Source organism: Allobosea sp. Tri-44, from assembly GCF_004123845.1.
Lineage (GTDB): Bacteria > Pseudomonadota > Alphaproteobacteria > Rhizobiales > Beijerinckiaceae > Allobosea.
Genome location: NZ_NBDP01000023.1, coordinates 139,315 through 159,529 on the forward strand (window position 1 = coordinate 139,315; position 20,215 = coordinate 159,529).

Here is a 20,215-nt window from a genome sequence, read left to right on the forward strand (position 1 = left end):
AGGAAACCACATCTCGGAGCGGTGCCAGCATTTGGCCGAGGAGTGGCCATGACCGACTGCAAAGTCCCGACCATCATTGCGAGGCCTTGTTCATGACGACGATCACGGTGGCACCTGCCGCCAAGACGGATTGGCTCGCCGTCTCCGTCGTCGTCGCCGGCGGCATCGTCGCGGCGCTGCAGGTCGGCAAGGCAGCGATCGCGATGCCGCTGGTCCAGGCCGAGTTCGGGCTCGACCTTGGCACGCTCGGCTGGCTGGCCTCGATCTTCGCCGTGCTCGGTATGATCGGCGGCATCCCGGTCGGCACGCTCGCCATCGGCCTTGGGGCGCGGCGCGTGCTCCTCTTCGGCCTGCTCGCGGTTGCGGTCGGTGCCTTCCTGGGTGCGGCGGCACCGCGCTTTCCGATGCTGCTGGCCTCCCGGGTTCTCGAAGGCTTCGGCTTCCTGCTGATCACCATCGCGGGGCCGGCCATTTTGCAGCGCGTCGCCAGCCCCGCGCAGCGCGACATCGCCATGGCGCTGTGGAGTTGCTTCATGCCGACCGGCATCGCGCTCGCCATGCTCGCCGGGCTCTGGCTCACCGACTGGCGCATGATCTGGCAGGTCACCGGCGCCCTTGCCGTCGTCGCGATCGCGCTCACCATGCTCGCCGTGCCGCAAGTCGATGGTGGTGGGCGCACCTCCCTGGCGGCCCTGGCAGGCGATGCCGGCGCAGTGCTGAGCGCGCGCGGCCCGCTGCTGCTCGCGCTCAGCTTTGCGCTTTACGCGCTGATGTTCTTTGCCCTGTTCAGCTTCCTGCCGGTGCTGCTGATGCAGCGCATGCAGGTCTCGCTCGCGACTGCTGGCGTGCTCAGCGCGCTCGCCAGCGCCGTCAACATCATCGGCAACCTCGCCGCCGGAATGTTGCTGGCGCGCGGCGTCTCGCGCATCGGCCTGATCGTCTTCGCCAGCCTGGTGATGGGACTTTCCGCGCTCGGGATCTTCCTCGGCCTCTTGGCGGATACCGCGACTTTCCTGCTCTGCGTGCTGTTCTCGATGGTCGGCGGCATCATCCCTGCGACATTGCTCTCTTCCGCGCCCGTGCTGGCGCCATCGGCGGCGCTGACCCCAGTCGTCATCGGCCTGCTGATGCAGGGCAGCAACCTCGGCCAGGTCGTCGGCCCCGTTGCGGTCGGCGGCGTCATCGAGGCGCTGGGCTGGCCTTCGGCGGCCGGGCTGGTCGGTGGCGCTGCGGTGCTTGCCATCCTGACGGCATTCGGCCTGCGCGGCGCACTCAGCCGGGCAAGCTAGCCGCGCTCGGCGAGCCGCGGATCGCTCTCCCAGCCGGCGCGGACGAGCTCTGGCACCTCGTGCTCCTCGTTGGGATAGCCGAGACAGAGATAGCCGATCAGCTTCCACTCCGGCGGCGCGCCGACAATCTTGGCGATCTCGGCGGGATCGAGGATCGAGACCCAGCCGAGACCGAGCCCATGGGCGCGGGCGGCGAGCCAGAACTGCGTGATCGCCGCCACGACCGAATAGTCGAGCATCTCCGGCATGGTCCGCCGGCCGAGGCCGTGGCCCTGCGCCGTGCCATGGTCGCAGAACACCGCGAACTGCACCGGCGCTTCGCGCAGGCCTTCGAGCTTGAGGCGGGCATAAAGCGCGGCGCGTTCGCCCTCGTACTCGGCCAACGCGTCCGCATTGCAGCGCGAAAAGCTCGCCTGCACGGCGGCGCGCTGCTCGGGATCGTCCACGCGCAGCCAGCGCCAGGGCTGCGAATGGCCGACTGAAGGCGCGAGTTGCATCAGATCGAGCAGCTTCGCCAGCAGTTCTTCTGGCACCGGCTCGCGCTGGAAGCGCCTGATATCGCGGCGCCAGGCGATGAGCTCGCCGAGCTTGTCGCGGAAGCCGTCATCGAAGACGGGCGGCGCGCTCACGCGCCCTCCCGCACCGCGATCGCGTGGAAGAACGAGCCCGAGACGAGGCCGCGACGGCTGCCGGCGGGCGCGGGGGCCGAGCCATGCGGATCCGCGACCATGGCGAAGGGCGGATCCTCGCCTTGCGAGATCACGGTCGCGTAGTGGAATTCGTGCCCGCTCAGGCGGCTGCCCGCAGGGCCGAGCGGTCCGTCGGCAGCGAGCACCGCATTGCGATAGCCGAGGTTCATCTTGCGCTTGGCGAAGCTGGTCTCGACCGAGAGCAGCCCGGCCATGGCATGGCTGATGCCGTCGGCGTCAGTGAGAGCGTTCCCGAGCACCATATAGCCGCCGCACTCGCCATGGACCGCGCGGGTTCGGGCGAAATCACGCAGCCCATCGAGAAAGCGCGAGGCACCAGCGAGCCGGCCGGCATGCAGCTCGGGATAGCCGCCCGGCAGCCAGCAGGCATCGCAGGCTTCAGGCGGCGGCTCGTCGGTGAGGGGCGAGAACGGCACGAGCTCGGTCCCCAGCGCCCGCCAGCCCGCCTCGACATGCGGGTAGACGAAGCTGAACGCGGCATCGCGGGCGATGGCGAGTCGCTTTCCCGGCGCCGGTAGCGGGATCGTCCGGTCTGTGGAAATCGGCAAAGCGGTCACGCCGGCGGCGGCGACCACGGCGTCGAGGTCGATCGCGGCCGCGACCGCGTCGGCAAGCGCGTCGAGGCGCTGGCGCAGATCCTCGGTCTCGCCGGCCTGGACCAGGCCGAGATGGCGTTCGGGCAGGATCAGGCTCGCCTCGCGCGGCAGCGCGCCGAACACGGGCAGCCCGATCTTCTCCATGCCCGCCGCGGCGAGGCGACGATGGCGCTCGCTCGCGACCTTGTTGAGGATCACGCCGGCGACGCGGATGCGCTTGTCGTAGATCATGCAGCCGAGCGCCACGGCTCCCGCCGATTGCGCCTGGCCGGAGACGTCGACGACCAGCACGATCGGCCAGCCGAGCAGCGCCGCGATGTCGGCGCCGGTACCGGTATGCCCGTCGGGGCCCGGTACGCCGTCGAACAGCCCCATCGAGCCCTCGGCGATGACGATATCCGCGTCGTTCGCTGCCATGCTGGCGATCTGGCCGAGCAGCGCGTCCGGCATCGCATAGCTGTCGAGATTGGCGCTGGGCGCGCCCGTCGCGGCGGCATGGAAGGCCGGGTCGATATAATCCGGCCCGCATTTCAGCCCACGCACCTCGAGGCCGCGCTGGGACAGTGCCCGCTGCAGGCCGAGTGTGATCGTGGTCTTGCCCGAGCCGGAACGCGGCGCGGCAATGAGCAGGCCCTTGGCCGTCATTCCTGGCCTCCGCGCGGCCGGAAGCGGCGGTCGTAGCCGGTGGAGTACAGTGCGCTTTCGGAAAAATCCTCGGCCGCCAGCGCCGGGCCGATCAGGATCAGCGCGGTGCGCTCGAGTTCCGCCACCCTGACCTGACCGGCGATATCGGCAAGCCGCCCGCGCAGGATTCGTTCTTCCGGCCAGGAGGCGCGGAAGACGATCGCGACCGGACAATCGGCACCGTAAAAGGGCGTGAGTTCGGCAACGACCTGCTCGATCACATGGATCGAGAGATGGACTGCCAGCGTCGCGCCGGAGGCTGCGAAAGTCGCCAGTTTCTCCTTCTCCGGCATGGCCGAGGCGCGGCCGGAGGTGCGCGTAAGGACGAGCGACTGGGCGACGCCGGGCAAGGTCAATTCGCATTTGAGCGCGGCCGCCGCGGCAGCGAAGGCGGGGACGCCGGGTGTGATCTCATAGGGGGTGCCGAGCTGGTCCAGCCGGCGCATCTGCTCGCCCGTCGCGCTCCAGATCGAGATGTCGCCGGAGTGCAGCCGGGCGACGTCCTTGCCGTCCGCGTGAGCGCTCTGGATCTCGGCGATGATCGCGTCTAGGTCGAGCGGGGCGGTGTCGACGATACGCGCCCCCGGCGGGCACCAGCCGAGCATCGCCTTGGGGATCAGCGAGCCCGCATAGAGACAGACCGGGCAGGCGCCAATCAATTCGCGCCCGCGCAGGGTGATGAGATCGACCGCACCGGGGCCGGCGCCGATGAAATGGACGGTCACGCGGCGCTCCTGGCGAGAGCACAGGTGACGCGCGCCGTGGCGATCCGCGGCTGGATCAGGGTCGCGCCCGGCCCGGCCGCGGCGAGTGCCGCCGCCTCGGCGACCGAGCCGACGCCGTAGAGCCCGGAAATTCTCGTCGAGCGGGTGGCGCAGGCAGCCTCGAAGCCGGCGAGCGCTTCGTCAGGGATGGCGACGACGGTGAGATCATGCGCCTGCGCGACGGCGGTCAGCCCCGGCTCGTCCCGGCGCGAGGCCAACGTCGCGAGGCGGTTGATCGCTTCCGCCGGCAGGTTGGCGGCAGCGAGTGTTTGCGTCAGGCAAGTCTCGATGTCGGCTTCCGAAGTCCCCGGGCGCAGGCCGATGCCGGCGGTGATGCCGCTCACGGCTTCACCACCCGCCATTGCGTCACCGCCATCGCGGCGCGCCAGCCATGCATCGTCCCGATCGGGTCGAGATGCGCGACGCCGATGCGGCGTAAGTTCCCGCCATGGACGGCGAACAGCCCGGCGAGCCGGGCCTCGCCCTCGATCGTCACGGCGTTCGCCACCAGTCGCCCGCGCGGCTTCAGCGCCGCGAAGGCGGCTTCGAACACGCCAGGGTCGGTGAGCCCGCCGCCGATGAAGACGGCGTCCGGGGAGGCCTTGCCGGCGAAGCTCTCGGGCGCCTTGCCCTCGACCACCTCGAGTGGCGGCGCGCCGAGCGCCAGCCGGTTGCGGGCGATACGGGCGGCGCGCTCCGGCCGCTCCTCGAAGGCGATGGCCCGGTTGTGGCGGTGGCGCAGGCTCCATTCGATGCCGATCGAGCCCGAGCCGGCTCCGATATCCCAGAGCAGCTCGCCGGCGCGCGGCGCCAGCGCCGAGAGCGTGATCGCCCGGATATCGGCCTTGGTGAGCTGGCCGTCATGCTCGAACCAGTCGTCGGAGAGCCCGGTCGCCAGCGGCAATATGCGGGCATCACGGCTGGCGACCACCTCGATCGCCAGCAGGTTGAGCGGCACGATGCCGTCGAGCGCGAACGAGTCGGCACGGGCCTCGCGGATGCGCTCGTTCGGGCCGCCGATCGTTTCCAGCACGGTAATCGTACTTTCGCCGAAGCCGCGGGCGCTCATCAGCTGGGCGACGGCGAGCGGCGTCGAATCGTCCCAGGACAGGGCCAGAACCCGCGCGCCCGGCTGGAGAAAAGGGATGATCCTCTGAAGGGCGCGGCCATGCAGCGAGACCAGCCCGCATTCCTCTTGCGGCCAGCGCATGCGCGTGCAGGCCATGGAGAAGGAGGAGAGCTGCGGGATGACGCGCATCTCCGCCGCCGGCACCGCCTTGGTCAGCCCGGCGCCGATGCCGTAATGGAACGGATCGCTGGTCGCGAGCACGCAGACATTGCGGCCCTTTTCGGCCAGAATCGCCGGCAGCGCATTGCGGAAGGGCTGTGGCCAAGGCCGCGCTTCGCCGGGCACGTCGCCGATCAGCTTGAGGTGGCGTTCGCCGCCGAAGACGATCTCGGCGCTCTCCAGCGCCGCCAATGCCTCGGCGCAGAGGCCGGCACGGCCATCCTCGCCGAGCCCGACCAGCGAGAGCCAGGGTCCGGGCGGTGCGCTCGACAGTTTGGTCGTTTCAGGCGAAAACTGTTCCATGACGGTCCTCATCCTCGGCGGCACCAGCGAAGCGGCTGCACTCGATCAGCTCCTGGCTGAACAGGCACCCGAGATTCGCGCCGTGATCTCGCTCGCAGGCCATACCTCCGACCCGCGCCCTCTGTCCTTGCCGACCCGCACCGGCGGCTTCGGCGGCATTGCCGGCCTCAGGCAATATCTCATCGACGAAGGCGTCGTCGCCGTCATCGATGCGACCCATCCCTTCGCCGCGATCATGCCCTATCACGCGCAGGCCGCCTGCAAGGCGGAAGGCGTGCCGCTGCTGGCGATCCGGCGTGAATCCTGGAAGCCGCAGGACGGCGATCACTGGAAATGCGTGCCCGACATCGACGCCGCTGTCGAGGCGCTCGGAGACGAGCCGCGGAAGGTCTTCCTGACTATCGGCCGGCTCGAATTGCCGCATGTCTTCGCTGCCCCGCAGCACCATTATTTGATCCGCGTGATCGAGCCCGTCAAAGACTTGCCTTTGCCGCACGCCAAGGTGTTGCAGCAGCGCGGCCCCTTCGAGGCGGAGGCTGAAGAGAAGCTGATGCGGGAGGAGGGCGTCGAGGTCCTGGTCAGCAAGAATGCCGGCGGGCCGATGACGCTCGGCAAGCTCGTGGCGGCACGCCGGCTTTCCCTGCCGGTGATCATGGTCGAGCGGCCGCCCAAGCCCGATGTCGAGACCGTCGAGCATATCGATCAGGTCCTGCCCTGGCTGGTGACGCAGGGGCTCTTCGTCACCGAGCGCGGCGTATAGACGATCGAGCTCATCCCCTCGCGGGCGATCAGTCGCGTCGCGCTGGCGCCGATCATCACCAGGGTCGCCATGTCGGCGGTCTCGGCTGCCGTGATCGCGTCCGCGAGGGTCAGGATGCGCAGGCTCTCGTCGGGGCGCCCGACGGCGCGGGCGAAGATCACCGGCGTTTCGGCCGCACGGATCGTCGCCGCCAATTCCAGCGCCTTGCCGAGTTGCCAAGGCCGCGCTTTCGAGATCGGGTTGTAGAGCGCGATCACGAAATCGGCGGTGAGGACCGCGCTGAGCCTGGCGGTCACGACATCCCAGGGCTTGAGATTGTCGGAAAGCGAGATCGCGCAGAAATCGCCGCCGAGCGGCGCGCCGACCCTGGCCGCTGCCGCCAGCATGGCGGTGATGCCGGGTTCGACCGTGATCTGGAGTGTGCGCCAGGAAGGCTCGCCGGCTTCCAGCGCCTCGAACACCGCCGCGGCCATGGCGAAGACGCCGGGATCGCCGCCGGAGACGACCGCGACGGCCTTGCCTTCAGCGGCCAGCATCAGTGCATGCCGGGCACGCTCGACCTCGACGCGGTTGTCGGAGGCATGCTTGGTCTGGCCCTCGCGTGCCGGCACGCGGTCGAGATAGGGCCCGTAGCCGACGAGATCGCTGGCGGCCTCGAGCGCCGCCAGCGCCGAGGGCGTCAGATAGCGCGCTTCGCCCGGTCCGAGGCCGATAATGGCGAGCGAGCCGCTCACAGCCGCCGCCCTTCGCCGGGGATGAGGATCATCGAGAAATACGGCGCCTCGTCATCGGTCTTGTCGGCGAGCCGCGTCACCACCTGCCCGGCCATGGTGGCGCGCTCGACATAGATCGCGCGATTGATCAGCCCGGCCGTCTTCAGCGCACGGCGCACCTTGGGCAGGTTGCGGCCGAGCTTCATGATCACCGCGGCGTCGGTGTCGACGAGCCGGCGCGTCAGCTCGCTCTCGGCGAGCGTGCCCGGCACCACCGTCATGACGTCGTCGCCCCAACTGATCGGGGCCGCGGCGCGGGCCCAGGCGCCGGCCATGCCGGTGACGCCCGGCACCACCTCGGTCGGGAAGCGATGGGCAAGGCGGCGCCACAGATGCATGAAGGAGCCGTAGAAGAAGGGGTCGCCGTCGCAGAGCACGGCAACGCTGCGGCCGGCCGCCATCTCGCCGGCGAGCTGCTCGGCCGCTTCGTCGTAGAAGGTGGCGATCGGGCCGGTATAGCCCTCGTCCTCGACCGGCACCTCGATCGTCACCGGAAAGGCGAGCTCGATTTCACGGGCCGGATCGGGCGCGATGATGGCATCGGCGGTGACGCGGGCATTGCCGCGCTTGCCGCGCTTGCAGAAATGCACCAGCCGGTCCGCCTTCAGGATGACGTCGCGGGCGCGCACGGTCATGTAGTCGGGATCGCCGGGACCGAGGCCGACGCCGTACAGCAGGATGCGGGGTGCCTCAACGCTCACGCCGCTCATTCCGTCACCTGCGCCAGCGCGTTGACGGCTGCCGCTGCCATGGCCGAGCCGCCGCGCCGTCCGTGCACGACGAGGAAGGGCACGCGCCCGTCCTGCGCCAGCGCCTCTTTCGATTCCGCCGCGCCGACGAAGCCGACGGGAATGCCGATGACAGCGGCCGGCTTCGGTGCCCCTTCGTCGAGCATGTCGAGCAGGTGGAACAGCGAAGTCGGCGCATTGCCGATCACGACGACACTGCCGGCGAGATGCGGCCGCCACAGCTCCATCGCTGCGGCCGAGCGCGTCGTGCCCATCTCCTCGGCCAGCTTCGGCACGGATGCGTCGGGAAGCGTGCAGATCACCTCGTTCTTCGCTGGCAGGCGTGCACGGGTGACGCCGTCGGCGACCATGCGCGCATCGCACAGGATCGGCGCGCCCTTGGCCAAAGCCGCCTCGGCGATCTCAGCGAAGCCCGGCGACATCACGACGTCCTTCGGCAGGTCGGTCATTCCGCAGGCATGGATCATCCGCACGACCACGCGCTCGGCCGTGCCGGAAAAGCGCGACAGGTCGGCTTCTGCCCGGATGATGGCGAAGGAGCGCTCATAGATCGCGGCTCCGTCGCGGATATAGGCGTGACGCGTGTTCAAACTCGCTACCTGTCTTCAACCAGTATGGGCGGCATCCAGCCGCGCGCGGATGTCCTGACCCGGTTCGAGCCGGCGCACAAGTTCTCCAAGCGAAAGATGGGCGATGGCGGCATCGCCGGCGGCTCCGCTGAGGATCACGTCATAGCGCCCATCGCGACCAACGAGCGTGAGATCGGCGCTGCCGGTATGGGCGCAGGACTTGGCACAGCCGGAGACGTGCAGCGAAAGCCCGCCCGTCAGCAGCGGTGCGAGCGTGTCGGCTAGCACGGTGGCATCGACCAGCGCCGGCACCTCGCCGCGCGCGCAGGCCGGTGCGCCGGCGCAGGCAGAGACCGAAAGGCGCGGATCGTCCAGCTCGACGACGAGGCCCTTGCTTCGAAGCGTGTCGCATAGAATGCTCGCCACGTCGGCCGGGAGGCCGCAGAAAGCGAGGCCGCGCCAGGGCGACAACCTGATCTCGCGAACGCCGGCATCGCGGGCGCGTGCACCGAGCCGGTGCAAGCCGTCCGCATCCGTCCGGCCGAAGGGCAATCCGGCCAGCACGGCGACCCGGTTATCCCGCTCGGCGACGAGGCCGACGGAAACGGGCCCGGGCCGGGCGGCCGGCGCCGTCATCGGCACCAGCCCGGATGATGCGGCCAGCGCGGTCAGCTCAGCCGGATCGAGATAGCGCATGCGGCGAATGTGGTCAGGGCTGCGGCGGCTCGCAGCGACGAAGCTGTCGAGCAACTGCGCCGTGAGCACCGGCACCTCCTCCGGCGCAACCGGCCCGAACCAGAGCTCGCCCGGCAGGCCAATGGCAAGCGTCCCGGCCGCGACGGCGAGCAGCCTGAGATCGGCGGCGAAGCCATCGAGCGCCAGCGCGCCACCGCCATCAACGACGATCGAGAGCTTTGCCGGCAGGCCGGCGATTGCGCGGCCGGCACGCTCGACCGCCTCAGCCAGTGCAGCGGCGTCGAGCAGTTCGTCCGCCGCCCTTCCTGCGAGCGGCGAGGTCAGCACTAGCCGGTTCGGGCCATCGCCCTCGGCTTCGTCGACGAGGCCTGCCTCAAGCAGATCATCGACCAGCGCCGGATGCGCCTCCTCGCGGATGCCGCGCAGCTGCAGATTGCCGCGGCCGGAGATTTCGATCTGGCCGTTGCCATGGCGGCTCGCCAGCTCGGCGACCTGCGCGAACTGGTCAGGCGTCAGCACATTGCGCGGCGGATGCAGGCGCACGAGCAGCCCGTCGCCGGTCGCCATCGGCCGCAAGGTGCCGGGGCACCAGCCGCGCCGCATCGTCTCGCGGGCCGGGACGCTCATTCGGCGGCCTCCTGCTCAGCGAGCATTGCGGCCGAGTTCAGCCGGCTGTGCCACAATCCGCGCTCCCGTGCCTCGGCAAGGCGGGAGCGGATCGAGGCGGCGGCCGGCGCATTCGCCTGTTCCAGCGCCTGCCAGATGGTGGGATCGCCGCAATAGGCTTGGAACATCGCATCGAACAGGCCGTCCGAGACGGCATCTGTAGCAGCCGCATAGACGAAGAGCGCATCGACCGCCTCCGCCAGCTCGGCCGCACCGCGCCAGCCATGGGCGAGATGGCTCGCGATCCATTGGGGATGGCAGAGCCGGCCATGGACGATGCGCGAGACGTCCTCGGCCAGCGTTCTTGCCTTCGGCTTCTGCGGGTCGGAGGTGTCGAGGCTGTAGAGTGCCGCCTTGCCGCCTTGCGCCTGCATGGCTGAGACGAAGCCGCCGATCACGTCGGCAGCGCTGGTTGCTTCGAGGATGTCGCGCCCGGCGGTGTCGCTGACATGGACGAAGGCTTCGGCCCCGGCGACTCGGGTGGCGAAACCGGCATCGAGCGAGGCAGCGCCGTCCGGCCCGCCATAGGCGTGGCTGGTGGCGGAAAGATAGGCCTCGCCGAGTTCCGCACGCGCCTGCCAGTCACCGTCGAGCGCCCGGTCAGCCATGGCGGCGCCATAACGGCCAGGCGCGGCGCCGAAGATGCGCGCGCCTGCCTCGCCGCGCCGATGGGCGGTGGCTGGCTCGTTCCACTCGTCCGGTTCGTCGAGGGCCGCGACGGCGCGCGCGGCGCTATCGAGCAGAGCGATCTGCGCCGGAAAGGTATCGCGGAAGGCGCCGGAGATGCGGATGGTGACGTCGGCGCGCGGCGCGGCGAGCTTCGCCTGCGGGATGATCGAGAAGCCGGTGACGCGGGTCGAGCCATGGTCCCAAAGCGGTTCGACCCCCATCAGGTGCAGGGCGTGGGCAATGTCCTCGCCGCCCGAGCGCAAGGTCGGCGAGGCCCACAGATCCATGACGATCCGGCGCGGATAATCGCCCTCGTCCTGGAGATGCCTGGCGATGACGGCCTTGGCTGCCTTGGCGCCGAGCCTGGCGGCCGAGCGGGTCGGCAAGGCGCGCGGATCGAGCGTCGAGAGATTGCGCCCGCTCGGCAGCACGTCGGGCCGGCCGCGATGCGGTGCGCCGGCCGGGCCGGGCGGCACGAAGCCGGCGTCGAGCGCCTTCAAGAGGTTGCGGCGCTCGTTCTCGGCGGAGGCTGGGTCGGCCTCGGACGCGCCGAAGACGTGGAGCCCGTCGCGAAAGGCGGTCTCGGCGAGGTCGCAGAGATGGGCGTCGAGCGATGCGAGCGCGCTTGGCATGTCCTGCCCAGCCGTGACGCCACTCGCCGCGGCGAGGCCGGTCCGCTCGGCCCGGTCGAGGATCTCGCGCGCGACCAGTTCGGCCCGGCGCGGATCGAGCACCTGCGCCTGCGAATACTCCTCGACGAGATCGCGCAGCAGCGCCGCCTCGCCGGCCGTGTCATGGCTCGCCAGCGGCGGCGGCAGGTGGCCGAGCGTCAGCGCCGAGAGCCGGCGCTTGGCCGGCGCCGCCTCGCCCGGATCGTCGACCACGTAAGGATAGATCACCGGCAGGGCGCCAACCGCGAGCCGCGGCCAGCAGGCGGATGAGAGCGCGACCGCCTTGCCGGGCAGCCATTCGGTCGTGCCATGGGTGCCGAGATGGATCAACGCGTCGGTGCGCAGCACTTGGCGCAGGCCGAGATAGAAGGCGAGATAGGCGTGGCCGGGCGGCGCGTCGGGGTCGTGATAGCGCGCCTTGCGGTCGGGCGAAGCGTCGCGTGCCGGCTGCAGGGCGATGGCAAGCTTGCCTAAGCGCACGAGGCGGAAACGGAAGATTTCGCCGTCGCAGACTGGGTCGGTTTCGGGGGTGCCGTGGCTCGCGAGCAGGGTTTCGCGGGCGGCAGCCGGGATGGTCGCGAGCCAGGCGCGGTAGCTGGCGAGCGGGACGGCGAAGTCGACTGGGCCCTCTGTGAGGGCTTGCATGAGGTTCGAGCCATCCGGGTTGCCGGTATCGGATGCAGCCGGGCTGGCATCATACCCTGCCCCGCCCAGCAACTCCCGGATCGCCAGCGCGCTCGCGGGCGTGTCGAGGCCGACGGCGAAGCCGGCGCGGCCGCCGCGGGCGGGATAGTCGGACATCACCAGTGCGAGCCGCCGCGCGTCACGGGGCTTGCGGCCGAGCGCGACCCAGTTCGCCGCGAGGTCGGCGAGCGCGGCGATGCCCTCGGCATCTGGTGCGAGCCGGCGCAGCGCCAAACCGGTCGCAGGGTCGGCGATCTCTTCCTTGAAGGCGACGGGGATGGCGCCGAGCCGTCCGTCGAATTCCGGCAGGGCGGCTTGCATGGCGAGATCGGCGGCGGAGAGCCCGCGCTGCAACGCGTCCCAGGCCTCGCGCGCGCTGCCGACCGGTACCGCCTGCAGGATCGGGCAATCGGCGGCGTCGAGCACGAAACCGTCGCCGTCGCGGGCGGAGAAGGCGGTGGTGGTGACGATCAGCGCCGGCTTGCGCGTCGCGATCAGCGCGGCGAGTTCGGCAGCGATGCTTGTGTCCTTGAGGCTGGTCAGGGCGAGCGGCAGCGCTGCGAGGCCGCGCTCGGCGAGAGCTGACGCGATCGCCTCGACCATCGCCGTGTCGCCGGCAGCGACACCGGAGCGGTAGACGAGGATCGGGACGAGCGGTGCGTCTGCCGGCAGAGCGGCAAGCGCCGCGCGCCAGGGTAGGGGCGTGGCGTTGGGGCCAAGAGCGAAGAGGGTCGGGAGGGGAATGGGGGCAAGGTCGCGCTGGCCCTCATCCCCCTGCCGGGACCTTCTCCCCCGAGGGGAGAAGGGGGCTGTTGTTACCGCCTCTTCCTTCTCCGCTCGAGGGAGAAGGTGGCCCGGCGAAGCCGGGTCGGATGAGGGCAGCGCCGTCAGATGGCCCCCCACCCGCCCCAGCAATCGCCGCATATTCTCGGCGCCGCCGCCGGCATGGAAATAGCCGAGCAAGTCCGCTGCAAAACCCGGCGGCACCGTGCCATAGCCGGCGAGCCGCTCATCCTCGCGGTCATCGCCGGGCAGCACCGCCAGCGCGATGCCATGCTGCCGGCAAGCGCTGGCGATCTGCTCGACGCCATAGCGCAGATAGTCGAGCCCGCCGAGGCAGCGCAGCAGCACGAAGCGCGAGCTGGCGAGCGTCTTCTCGATCAGCAGGTCGATCGAGAGCGGGTGCTTGAACCGCCTCAGCGGCACGAGGCGGAGGCCCAGCCTGCTCTCGGGCGCAGCCGCCGCCAGCGCCGAGAGGTCGCTGTCGCTGAAGGAAAGGACGACGAGATCTCCCGGCGGCAAGGCGAGGTCGACGGCGTCTTCGCCGTCGTCGAGCCTCACCTCGCTGGTCGGGAGAAGGTGCATTGCACTATCCAGCCAGAGCCGCTTCCACGGCGGCGCGGTCGAAGCCCTTGAGACCGATCACCACGAGCCTTCCGTCGCGCGCCTCGTCCGCACCCCAGGCCCGGTCGTAATGGTGCCCGACGCGCCGGCCGACGCCCTGGACGACGAGCCGCATCGGCTTGCCGGGGATGCCGGCGAAGCCTTTCAGGCGCAGCACGCCCTCGGCTTCGGCCGCCCTGGCGACACGGGCGACCAGTTCCTCCGGCGAGGCGGCCTGGGGCAGCGGCAGCGCGACGCTGTCGAAATCGTCATGGTCGTGATCCTCGCCCTCACCATGATGCGAGGGGCGGGCGGCGAGGTCGGCCTCAGCCGCGGCGCCGAGGCCGATGATCAGCGCCGGCTCGACCTTGCCATGGGCGGTCTCGACCACCTTGATCGCCTTGGGCAGGTGCTGCGCGATCTCGGCCTTGACCCGTTCGCGCCCGGCTGCGTCGAGGATGTCGCTCTTGTTGAGCAGGATCAGGTCGGCGCAGAGGATCTGGTCCTCGAACACCTCTTCCAGCGGGTTGTCGTGGTCGACCGCTTGGTCCTGCGCGGCCTGCGCCTTCAGCGCCTCGGGATCGTCGGCGAACTGGCCCTCCGCCACCGCCGGCCCGTCGACCACGGCGATGACGCCGTCGACGGTGACGCGCGAACGGATCGCCGGCCAGTTGAAGGCCTTCACCAGCGGCTTGGGCAGCGCCAGCCCCGAGGTCTCGATCAGGATGTGCTGCGGCGGGTTCGGCCGGTTCAAAAGCTTCTCCAGCGCCGGCACGAAATCGTCGGCGACGGTACAGCAGATGCAGCCGTTGGGCAGCTCGACGATGTCCTCCTGCGTGCAGCCCTCGATGCCGCAGCCGGCGATGAAGGAGCCGTCGAAGCCGAGGTCGCCGAACTCGTTGACCAGTACGGCGAGGCGTTTGCCGCCGGCATTCTCGAGCAGATGGCGGACGAGTGTGGTTTTGCCGGCGCCGAGGAAGCCGGTGATGATCGTGCACGGCACCTTGCCGAGCGCGGGGTTCTGGGGAGCGTTCATTCGTTTGATCCTTGTGTGCGCGGCAGAGGGGGCACGCGCGCGACCACGCCCTTGCGGAACGAGACGGGTCTTTCTTTCCAGGGAACGATGCCGTTGGCGCTGGCGGCAAAGCTTTCCGCCGCGCCGACGATCTCGTCGAGATGAAGACCGGCGTCGAGATCGCCGATCAGATAGGTCCATTTGCCGTCGGCCGCGAGCGCGATCGTGCAGGGCCGCTTGCAGACGGCGAGGCACTCGGCCGGGACGACGGCGATGCCGCTGCCGGCCATGCGCTCGGAGAGCGCCGCCGCGAGGCCGATGCCGGGCTGGTCGTAACCCTCCGGCAGGTCTTCGCGCTGGCGCCGGCAGACGGTGCAGACATGGATGGTACAGCCCGGCTCCAGCCGGACTTGCGTCGCGGGGGCGAGATCGCCTTCGAGCATCAAGACGCCTCCTTGGATTGGCGCGGCCGCCTCCGGCCGCGCGAGGCGTCAGGCCGCCGCGGTTGCGGCGCTACGGCGTGCGACCCAGGGCCAGAGCACGCCGACGGCGAAGCCGGTGGCGAGCCAGAGCGCGGCCTGGATGGCGAGCGAGAGTGCGGCGAAATGCGCGGCGATCTCGGCCGGCACCTTGCTTTCCGGCGCCGCCGGGTGCGGCGCGCCGATCAGATGCGGCAGCAGCAGAGCGAGCACGGCGAGCGCCCGCGCCCAGGAGGCCTCGACCCGCAGGAAGACGAAGAGCGCGCCGGCGGTGACCACCGCCGTCAGCAGCCACCAGAGCTGGCGTTGTTGCAATTCGGCTGCGGCGGAGCCCGGCAATTCAGGTGCCAGCCCCATCGCCGGAGCGAGACCGAAGGCGAGGAAACCGCATATTGCCCAAGCGAGCGCCCGGCGCTGGTCGATCTGCTCGTTCGCCGCGATCATTCCGGCGAGCAGCAGCGCGGCAAAGCCGATCGCGGTGCCGATCGTCACCAGGCTGGTGAAGGCGGTGCGCTGCAAGCCGTCCTGCGGCTTCCAGTCGTGCTCGCCGGTGTGTTCCGCCCCGGCCTTCGGGTCGTTGTGGGCGAGGATGATGCGAGCCTCGCCGGAGAAGCCCGCCTGCATCGGCGCAGCCTGGAGCCGCAGCGCCGCCTCATAGGTTTCGGCCTTGAGGATCAGCGGGGTGGTGGTGACATGCTGGAGCGCCGAGATCAGCAGCCCAGCCAGAAGCCCGGCCAGGATGCTGACCGTGAGAACACGCGTGACCATGTGCTTCCCCTCAATGACAGGGGAAGGCGAGGCCGTGACGCGTGTCGTGCGCCGCGTTGTGGATATCGGACGAGGCGGCGAAGCCGACGGTGTAGATCAGCACGAAGCCGAGGATCAGCGCGGCGGCGACGGCTTTCGCCCGTTCGGAGACGCTGGCCTGGCTGGTAACGGTAGCCGTATTCATCTTGGTTCACTTCCTGGCCACCCCACCGGCAGCCTGCTGGACGACATCGGACGACGGCAGGTCTCCTGGCTCACGGCTTGGTGTCCTGCTCCGCCTTCCCGGGAAACCCAGTGGCCGATGGCGCAGGACGCGCCGCTTACAGTTGCGGGGGCAGCCGCGGTCTTTCACCGCGTTCCCTTTTCACCTCGTTGCCGAGGCACCGTCAGCAACGATCATTAGCCATCCGGCGGGCACTGTGCAATGCAATCCCCGTCATTCCCGGCGGAGCGCGGCGCAAGCCGAAGCATGAGGCGGAAGACTGCACCATGACCCTTCCCCCGCTGACCCTCGTCCTCGGCGGCGCCCGTTCCGGCAAGAGCCGCCATGCCGAAGCGCTGATCGAGGCGCTGCCGGGCCCCTGGACCTATATCGCCACCGCCCAGGCCTATGACGACGAGATGCGTGCCCGCATCGCCGAGCACCGCGCTCGCCGTTCCCGCGACTGGCACACGGTCGATGCCCCGGTCGCCTTGCCGGAGGCGATCCGCAACGCCCGGGCCGGGCCGCCCATCCTCGTGGACTGCCTGACGCTCTGGCTGACCAATCTCCTGCTCGCCGAGCGCGACATCGCGATTGCCACAGGCGAGCTCATCGCGGCCTGCCGCGAGGCAGGGGCCCCGGTGGTTCTGGTCTCGAACGAGGTCGGCCTCGGCATCGTGCCTGACAACGCACTCGCCCGCCGCTTCCGCGACGAGGCCGGCCGCCTGCATCAGCGCCTTGCGGCGCAGGCCGGGCGCGTGGTCTTCATGGTCGCCGGATTGCCGATGCAAGTGAAATAAAAGAGCGAAGTAACGATGGACGAGACTGAGGACGCCGCCCGCCACAAGGCGAAGATGGCCAAGCGCAAGGCGGTGCAGGACGCCGAGGTCGCCGGCAAGACGCTGGAAAAGGGCCTACTGATCGTCAACACCGGCCCAGGCAAGGGCAAGTCGACCGCTGCCTTCGGCCTGACCCTGCGCGCGCTCGGCCATGGCTGGCGCACCGGCATCGTGCAGTTCATCAAGGGTGCCTGGTCGACCGGCGAGCGCAAGGCGCTGGAGGCTTTCGGTGACCAGATCTCCTGGCACTCCATGGGCGAGGGCTTCACCTGGGAGACGCAGGACAAGGCCCGCGACATCGCCGCCGCGACAAGAGCCTTCGACAAGGCGAAGGAGTTGATGGCGGATGAAGGCATCCGGCTGCTGGTGCTGGACGAGCTCAACATCGCGCTGCGTTACGACTATCTGCCGCTCGCCGAGGTCGTGGCGGTGCTGCAGGGCCGCCGGAGCGATCTCCACATCGTCGTCACCGGCCGCAACGCCAAGCCGGAGCTGATCGAGGCCGCCGACCTCGTGACGGAAATGACGCTGGTGAAGCACCATTTCGCCGCCGGCGTGAAGGCGCAGGAAGGGATCGAGTTTTAAAGGACGATGGCGATGAGGCTTCCAGCCGCCGCCAGCCCCCAAAGCAGCAGGCAGGCGCGCCGGTAGAGGGTGAGCGCCCGCCGGATGTCGGCCGCCGTTGCCTCCGCCCTGCCATCGCCCATCCAGCCATCCTCGACCCTGACCGCGCCATAGACGCGCGGGCCGGCGAGGCGAAGTCCGAGCGCGCCGGCCATCGCCGCCTCCGGCCAGCCGGCATTGGGCGAGCGATGGCGGCCGGCATCGCGGCGCACGGCGCGCCAGGCCGCGTCGGCATCGGCCTGCCGGTCCAGAGTCGCGGCAACAGTCAGCAGCAGCGCAGTCAACCGCGAGGCCGGCAGGTTGACGAGGTCGTCGAGCCGCGCCGCCGCCCAGCCGAAGGCAAGATGCCTTGGCGATTTATGGCCGATCATCGAATCGGCGGTGTTGATCGCCTTGTAGAGCGCGCCGCCCGGCAGGCCGCCTGCGCCGAGCCAGAAGGCCGGCGCGACGATCCCGTCGGAAAAATTCTCGGAGAGGCTCTCGATCGCGGCGCGTGCGACGCCAGCTTCGTCCAGGCTCTCGGGATCGCGCCCGACGATCATCGCGACGGCCTTGCGCCCACCGGCGAGCCCGTCTTGCTCCAGCCCAGCAGCGACGCGGGCGACGTGTTCGTAGAGGCTGCGCTGGGCGAGCAGTGTGGAGGCCAGTAGCGCCAGCGGCAAGAGGGCGAATGCGCCGGCAAGACGGCAGAGCGCAACGAGGGCAAGTGCGGCAGCCAGCGTCACGCCGAGCAGGATCAGCAAGGCAACGACACCGGCCAGCCGCCGCAGCGCGAAGCTCGCGGTCTCGCGGTTGAGGTTGCGGTCGAGCCAGCCGATCAGCCCGCCGATCCAGGTGACGGGATGGCCGATCCATGCGAACAGGCGCGCCGGATAGCCGATCGCCGCCTCGGTCACGAGGGCGGCGAGAAGCAGCGGCAGGCTTTCGGAGAGCGACATGGCGGCCGGGGCGACGAAAGAAGCGATCTGGCACGGCGGCGATCTCGCCACGGCCAAGGCGCTGTTCCCGCAGGCGCCCGAACCCTGGATCGATCTCTCGACCGGTATCAACCCGATCCCCTATCCGCTTCCGGAGCTGCCGTTAAGCCTGTGGCAGCGCCTTCCGGGCACGGCCGAAGAGGCAATACTGCTCGCGGCGGCCCGCAAGGCCTACCGCATTCGCCCCGAAAGCGGTCTCGTCGCGGCGCCCGGTACGCAGATTCTCATCGAATTGCTGCCGCGTCTGGTGCCGGCCGCCAAGGTCGCCGTGCTCGGGCCGACCTATGGCGAGCACGCGCCGGCCTGGCGCAAGGCGGGCGCGACGATGCGGGAGATCGTCGATCTCACTGAGATCGGCGACGCCGATGTCGTCGTGCTGGTCAACCCGAATAATCCGGACGGGCGCATCGTCCCGACCCAGACGCTGGTCGAACTGGCCGGAGCGCTCGCAGCCCGAGGCGGCCTGCTGGTGGTCGACGAGGCCTTCGCCGATTTTGCGCCGGAAGTGAGCCTGCTGCCGATCCTGCCGGAGGGGACGCTTGTGCTGCGCTCCTTCGGCAAGGCCTACGGGCTGGCTGGGCTCCGACTTGGCTTCGCGGTCGGCGAAGCGCGTTTCACCGACGCCCTCCAGACCATGCTCGGCCCCTGGGCTGTCGCTGGGCCGGCGCTGCACGTCGGAGCCGTCGCGCTCGGCGATGCGGCCTGGCTCTCGACCACGGCTGGCACCCGCGCCGCCGACAGCAGGCGTCTCGATGCCCTGCTCGCCCCGCATGGCCGGGTCGTCGGTGGGACTGTGCTCTACCGCCTGCTCGAGACGCCGCGTGCGGCGTCCCTGTTCGAGCGGCTCGGCCAGGCCGGGATCTATGTCCGCCGCTTCCAGCACGATCCATCGCGCCTGCGCTTTGGCCTGCCGGGCGACGAGGCTGCGTGGACGCGACTTGCGGACACGTTCGCATTGGCCTGAACCCGCTGCGCGGTCATCGCAGTCACCGCATGCGGCTGAGCGCGGGACGAAGCGGCGCCCCAACGTTATCGTCTGGTGATTCCAGCGATCCGGAGACGAAGAGCATGCAGCCTTTGCCGAAGCAGTCCGCGCTCACCATCGGCTTCGCCCATGCCGCCTATCAGCTGCGTGATGAGTATCTGGCGCGCAATGGCGGGGCGACGAGCTTCGAGGTCCGGACCGTCGACGATCTCAAGGCCCGCGCCCATGAGGCCGATGTGCTGGTTGTATCCGGCCTCTGGCGCAACGAGATGCTGGAGGGCTTGAGCAAGCTGCGCTTCATCCAGTCGATCAGCGCCGGCACCGACCAGTTCGACAAGTCGAAACTGGCCGCAGCGGGCGTTCGTCTCGCCAGCGCTCAGGGCGGTAATGAGCGCGCCGTCGCCGAGCATGCGATCTCGCTGATTCTGGCACTTGCCCGCCAGCTCCATCTCGCCCGTGACAACCAGTCAAAGCAGTTCTGGCGGCCGATGATCGGCGACCGTTCCCGCCGCGAGGACGAACTTGGCGGCCGCACGCTGGTGATCGTCGGCCTCGGCCGCATCGGTTTGCGGCTGGCAGCGATTGCGTCGGCCTTCGGCATGCGCGTCATCGGCGTGCGCCGCCGGCCGGGTTCGGAGCCGAATGTCGAGCGGATCGTGCCGCCGGCGGAGCTGCACGCCGCGCTTGCGCAGGCCGATTTCGTTGCGCTGACCTGTCCGCTGACACCAGAGACGGAAGGGCTGATCGACGCCGCCGCGCTCGCGGCGATGAAGCCGTCCGCCAACCTGATCAACGTCGCGCGCGGCCGCGTCGTCGACGAGCCGGCGCTGATCGCCGCGCTCGAGGCCGGCCGGATTGCCGGCGCCGGCGTCGACTGCGTCTATGAGGAGCCGTTGCCGGCCGCCTCGCCGCTCTGGGCGATGCCCCAGGTTTTGCTGACCCCGCACAGCGCCGGCGAGACCCGCGCCTATGAAGGCAATGTCGTCGACATCCTGCTCGACAATCTCGGCCGGCTGGAGCGCGGCGAGAGCGCGCTGCTGAACCAGATCGTCTGAGAGACCGGCCAAGGCTC

Annotated in this window: 21 protein-coding genes and 1 riboswitch; of the genes, 6 read left to right on the plus strand and 15 right to left on the minus strand. The window is 69.9% G+C overall.

The window, feature by feature from the left end:
• Positions 1-92: 92 nt before the first annotated feature.
• The gene (locus B6S44_RS15795) at positions 93-1,289 is read left to right on the plus strand and encodes an MFS transporter (RefSeq protein ID WP_129157852.1); all 1,197 of its coding nucleotides are present in this window, start codon (positions 93-95) and stop codon (positions 1,287-1,289) included.
• Here B6S44_RS15795 and bluB read toward each other — a convergent pair.
• Genes bluB through cbiE form a run of 5 tightly spaced genes read right to left on the minus strand, consistent with a single transcriptional unit; the run spans position 1,286 to position 5,634 of the window.
• Positions 1,286-1,918, minus strand: a complete 633-nt coding sequence (gene bluB, locus B6S44_RS15800) for a 5,6-dimethylbenzimidazole synthase (RefSeq protein WP_129157853.1) — start codon at positions 1,916-1,918, stop codon at positions 1,286-1,288. The two genes, B6S44_RS15795 and bluB, sit on opposite strands and share 4 nt — an antisense overlap.
• Positions 1,915-3,240 (minus strand): cobyrinate a,c-diamide synthase, encoded by a 1,326-nt coding sequence (locus B6S44_RS15805; RefSeq protein ID WP_129157854.1) that lies wholly within the window; start codon positions 3,238-3,240, stop codon positions 1,915-1,917. The genes bluB and B6S44_RS15805 overlap by 4 nt, the downstream gene beginning before the upstream one ends.
• Positions 3,237-4,004 carry a precorrin-4 C(11)-methyltransferase gene (cobM, locus tag B6S44_RS15810; RefSeq protein ID WP_129157855.1) on the minus strand — a complete coding sequence of 256 codons (768 nt, stop codon included), beginning with the start codon at positions 4,002-4,004 and terminating at the stop codon, positions 3,237-3,239. The genes B6S44_RS15805 and cobM overlap by 4 nt, the downstream gene beginning before the upstream one ends.
• A complete protein-coding gene (locus B6S44_RS15815; protein ID WP_248309618.1) occupies positions 4,001-4,387 on the minus strand; it encodes a cobalamin biosynthesis protein in 387 nt (128 codons plus the stop codon). Before B6S44_RS15815 ends, cobM begins: the two co-directional genes overlap by 4 nt.
• On the minus strand, positions 4,384-5,634 hold the full coding sequence (gene cbiE, locus B6S44_RS15820) for a precorrin-6y C5,15-methyltransferase (decarboxylating) subunit CbiE (protein ID WP_129157857.1): 1,251 nt from the start codon (positions 5,632-5,634) through the stop codon (positions 4,384-4,386). Before cbiE ends, B6S44_RS15815 begins: the two co-directional genes overlap by 4 nt.
• On the opposite strand from cbiE, the gene B6S44_RS15825 reads away from it, so the two are divergent.
• The gene (locus B6S44_RS15825; RefSeq protein ID WP_129157858.1) at positions 5,633-6,394 is read left to right on the plus strand and encodes a cobalt-precorrin-6A reductase; all 762 of its coding nucleotides are present in this window, start codon (positions 5,633-5,635) and stop codon (positions 6,392-6,394) included. The two genes, cbiE and B6S44_RS15825, sit on opposite strands and share 2 nt — an antisense overlap.
• Here B6S44_RS15825 and cobJ read toward each other — a convergent pair.
• The 9 genes from cobJ to B6S44_RS15870 are packed head-to-tail and all read right to left on the minus strand — an operon-like array spanning position 6,337 to position 15,700.
• Positions 6,337-7,128 (minus strand): precorrin-3B C(17)-methyltransferase, encoded by a 792-nt coding sequence (gene cobJ, locus B6S44_RS15830; RefSeq protein ID WP_129157859.1) that lies wholly within the window; start codon positions 7,126-7,128, stop codon positions 6,337-6,339. The genes B6S44_RS15825 and cobJ overlap by 58 nt on opposite strands.
• Entirely contained in the window at positions 7,125-7,877 is a 753-nt protein-coding gene (locus B6S44_RS15835) for a precorrin-2 C(20)-methyltransferase (protein WP_129157860.1), read from the minus strand. The genes cobJ and B6S44_RS15835 overlap by 4 nt, the downstream gene beginning before the upstream one ends.
• Positions 7,874-8,506: a precorrin-8X methylmutase gene (locus B6S44_RS15840; protein ID WP_129157861.1), complete on the minus strand. Its 633-nt coding sequence runs from the start codon at positions 8,504-8,506 to the stop codon at positions 7,874-7,876. The genes B6S44_RS15835 and B6S44_RS15840 overlap by 4 nt, the downstream gene beginning before the upstream one ends.
• 15 nt (positions 8,507-8,521) lie before the next feature.
• Positions 8,522-9,808, minus strand: coding sequence for a precorrin-3B synthase (cobG, locus tag B6S44_RS15845; RefSeq protein ID WP_129157862.1), 1,287 nt, complete (start codon positions 9,806-9,808; stop codon positions 8,522-8,524).
• Positions 9,805-13,236: a cobaltochelatase subunit CobN gene (gene cobN, locus B6S44_RS15850; RefSeq protein WP_129157863.1), complete on the minus strand. Its 3,432-nt coding sequence runs from the start codon at positions 13,234-13,236 to the stop codon at positions 9,805-9,807. Before cobN ends, cobG begins: the two co-directional genes overlap by 4 nt.
• Before the next feature lie 4 nt (positions 13,237-13,240).
• Positions 13,241-14,290 (minus strand): cobalamin biosynthesis protein CobW, encoded by a 1,050-nt coding sequence (gene cobW, locus B6S44_RS15855; RefSeq protein ID WP_129157864.1) that lies wholly within the window; start codon positions 14,288-14,290, stop codon positions 13,241-13,243.
• Positions 14,287-14,712, minus strand: coding sequence for a DUF1636 family protein (locus B6S44_RS15860; RefSeq protein ID WP_129157865.1), 426 nt, complete (start codon positions 14,710-14,712; stop codon positions 14,287-14,289). The genes cobW and B6S44_RS15860 overlap by 4 nt, the downstream gene beginning before the upstream one ends.
• A gap of 48 nt (positions 14,713-14,760) precedes the next feature.
• Positions 14,761-15,516, minus strand: coding sequence for a CbtA family protein (locus B6S44_RS15865; protein WP_129157866.1), 756 nt, complete (start codon positions 15,514-15,516; stop codon positions 14,761-14,763).
• A 10-nt stretch (positions 15,517-15,526) separates the two neighbouring features.
• Complete coding sequence (locus B6S44_RS15870) at positions 15,527-15,700, minus strand: CbtB domain-containing protein (protein WP_129157867.1); 174 nt, start codon at positions 15,698-15,700, stop codon at positions 15,527-15,529.
• 38 nt (positions 15,701-15,738) lie between these two features.
• Positions 15,739-15,918: riboswitch (cobalamin riboswitch) on the minus strand.
• Between the two features lie 87 nt (positions 15,919-16,005).
• Between B6S44_RS15870 and cobU the strand changes: the two genes are divergently transcribed.
• Positions 16,006-16,518: a bifunctional adenosylcobinamide kinase/adenosylcobinamide-phosphate guanylyltransferase gene (gene cobU / locus B6S44_RS15875; RefSeq protein WP_129157868.1), complete on the plus strand. Its 513-nt coding sequence runs from the start codon at positions 16,006-16,008 to the stop codon at positions 16,516-16,518.
• Between the two features lie 15 nt (positions 16,519-16,533).
• The gene (cobO, locus tag B6S44_RS15880) at positions 16,534-17,142 is read left to right on the plus strand and encodes a cob(I)yrinic acid a,c-diamide adenosyltransferase (protein ID WP_129157869.1); all 609 of its coding nucleotides are present in this window, start codon (positions 16,534-16,536) and stop codon (positions 17,140-17,142) included.
• Here cobO and cbiB read toward each other — a convergent pair.
• Positions 17,139-18,119 (minus strand): adenosylcobinamide-phosphate synthase CbiB, encoded by a 981-nt coding sequence (gene cbiB / locus B6S44_RS15885; protein ID WP_129157870.1) that lies wholly within the window; start codon positions 18,117-18,119, stop codon positions 17,139-17,141. The genes cobO and cbiB overlap by 4 nt on opposite strands.
• On the opposite strand from cbiB, the gene cobD reads away from it, so the two are divergent.
• Positions 18,118-19,122 carry a threonine-phosphate decarboxylase CobD gene (gene cobD, locus B6S44_RS15890; protein WP_129157871.1) on the plus strand — a complete coding sequence of 335 codons (1,005 nt, stop codon included), beginning with the start codon at positions 18,118-18,120 and terminating at the stop codon, positions 19,120-19,122. The genes cbiB and cobD overlap by 2 nt on opposite strands.
• Before the next feature lie 104 nt (positions 19,123-19,226).
• Complete coding sequence (locus tag B6S44_RS15895; RefSeq protein ID WP_129157872.1) at positions 19,227-20,198, plus strand: D-2-hydroxyacid dehydrogenase; 972 nt, start codon at positions 19,227-19,229, stop codon at positions 20,196-20,198.
• Positions 20,199-20,215: the final 17 nt, after the last annotated feature.